Here is a 1,982-nt window from a genome sequence, read left to right as displayed (position 1 = left end):
AGATGTGGATAAGAGACAGACCGGGGCAGGTGCCGACATGGATCTTGAGGATGTCGCCGGTGGCGTAGCGAAACGCCGGCGCGGCCTGATAGTCGAGCCCGGTATGGATCGCCTCGCCGACCGCACCGTCGGTCAGCGGGATCGGCTGCTTGGTTGCCGGATCGACCAGATCGTAGCGGAAACAGGTGTCGTCGCTGAGATAGTGCATGCCGTGATAGTCGGGGCTGGCACAGGACAGCGCGGCGTTGTGCCAGGCGCCGCCCATGAAATCGAACACCTCGGCGCCGAACTCCTCGCGCACCCGCTGACGGAATGCCGGAAGCCCTGCCCCGGGCTCGCCGGCGCACAGCACACGCTTGATGCCGAGCGCGGCCACCGGCTTGCCAATTTCCTTCGGCGCGCGCTCGATCAGCTGATTGACCATCGACGGCGTCGCAAACAGTGCGGTCGGCCGGGTGAACTCGATGTAGCGCAGGATCTTCGGCACACCGGCCTCGGCGCCGAGCGCCACCGGACGCGCCCCGTAGGCCTCCAGCGCCTGCACATAGGTGACGCCGGCGAGCCACAGCGACAGGCCGAAGGCATGGAATGTGGTGTCGCCTGGACGGATGCCGGCTTGCGCGAACAGCCGGCCGAGCACGCGATGGGAGATTTCAAGATCGCGCGGGCTGAATACATAAAACGTCGGCTGGCCGGTGGTGCCCGAAGTTGCGGCCAGATGCACCGCCTGGTCGAGCGGCACCGTCAGATGCAAACCGAACGGATGGCCGTAGCGTGCCAGCGACTCCTCCTGCGACTGGCGGTGGCTGACCTTGTCGAGCATCGCCGGCAGGCGGCGGAAATCGTCGAGCGAGCGGATGTCATCTGGCGACGACACGCCCGCTTCGATCAGCTTCGGCCGGAAATAATCGACATTGCTCCAAACGTGCCGGATCTGCTGCTTCAGTTTTTCGAAGCGGTGACGGCCGAGCGCGGCCTGGTATTCGGCCGGATCGCGGCTGTCGATGACGAGCGGATTGTTGGGATCGGTCATGCTTGCAGTTCCGGAGTACGAGCGTCGGCGAGGATGAGATCGGAGGCGCGTTCGGCGATCATGATCGTCGGCGCATTGGTGTTGCCGGAGACCAGCGTCGGCATCACCGAGGCATCGACCACGCGCAGGCTAGACACGCCGCGCACACGCAGCTCGCTGTCGACGACGGCAGAGCCGTCGGTGCCCATCTTGCAGGTGCCGACCGGGTGATACAGCGTCTTGCCGGTCTGCCGCGCGAACTCCAGCAGTTCGGCGATCAACGGGCTGCTCTACATCCGCGGGCAGGCGCGCGACTATGACGAGTGGCGCGACCTCGGCAATTCCGGCTGGGGCTGGGATGATGTGTTGCCGTACTTCCGCAAGGCCGAGGATCAGGTCCGCGGCGCCGATGAGTTTCACGGCGTCGGCGGACCGCTCGGCGTATCCGATCCGACCATCCGGCATCCGTTGTCGGATGCTTATGTCACCGCAGCCGAGCAGGCGGGCCTCGCCGCGCGGGACGATTTCAATCGCGACGTTCAGGCGGGCGCGGGTTACTTCCAGCTCACGGTGCGCAATGGGCTGCGTGCCAGCACCGCCAATGCCTATCTGAAGCCGGCGCGTTCGCGTGGCAATCTTGAGGTCGTCACCGGCGCCCACGCCACCAGCCTGATCTTCAAGGGCCGCCGCGCGACCGGCGTTGCCGTGGTGCGCGACGGCCGGGTCGAGACCTATACGGCGCGCCGCGAGGTGGTCGTCGCGGCCGGTGCAGTCGCTAGCCCGGCGCTGCTGCAGCATTCGGGACTCGGCGATGCCGATCATCTGCGCGGGCTGGGGATCGAGGTCGTCGGCCATCTGCCTGGGGTCGGGCGCAATCTGCAGGACCATTATATGGTCAGCCTGATCTACGACGTCAGGCGGCTCGGCAGTTTCAATGAGACGGCGCGCGGCTGGCGGCTGGTGCGCGAGG

Annotated in this window: 2 protein-coding genes and 1 pseudogene; 1 reads left to right on the top strand and 2 read right to left on the bottom strand. The window is 66.4% G+C overall.

What is annotated here, in order from left to right; genetic code table 11:
* Both DYI24_RS25615 and DYI24_RS25610 read right to left on the bottom strand, forming a co-directional pair.
* Positions 1–1,033, bottom strand: a 1,033-nt coding sequence (locus DYI24_RS25615; protein WP_164574309.1) for a phenylacetate--CoA ligase family protein, incomplete at its 3' end; no start/stop codon positions are given.
* Positions 1,030–1,284 (bottom strand): annotated as a pseudogene (locus DYI24_RS25610) (GMC oxidoreductase); the annotation flags it as partial. The gene DYI24_RS25615 and the pseudogene DYI24_RS25610, both read right to left, overlap by 4 nt.
* On the opposite strand from DYI24_RS25610, the gene DYI24_RS25605 reads away from it, so the two are divergent.
* Positions 1,253–1,982, top strand: a 730-nt coding sequence (locus DYI24_RS25605) for a GMC family oxidoreductase (RefSeq protein WP_246701370.1), incomplete at its 3' end; no start/stop codon positions are given. The pseudogene DYI24_RS25610 and the gene DYI24_RS25605 sit on opposite strands and share 32 nt — an antisense overlap.

This window comes from Rhodopseudomonas sp. BR0C11 (assembly GCF_010820945.1).
Lineage (GTDB): Bacteria > Pseudomonadota > Alphaproteobacteria > Rhizobiales > Xanthobacteraceae > Rhodopseudomonas > Rhodopseudomonas palustris_H.
The sequence above is the reverse complement of the archived record's forward strand: the minus strand, read 5'-3'. Positions and strand labels throughout refer to the sequence as shown.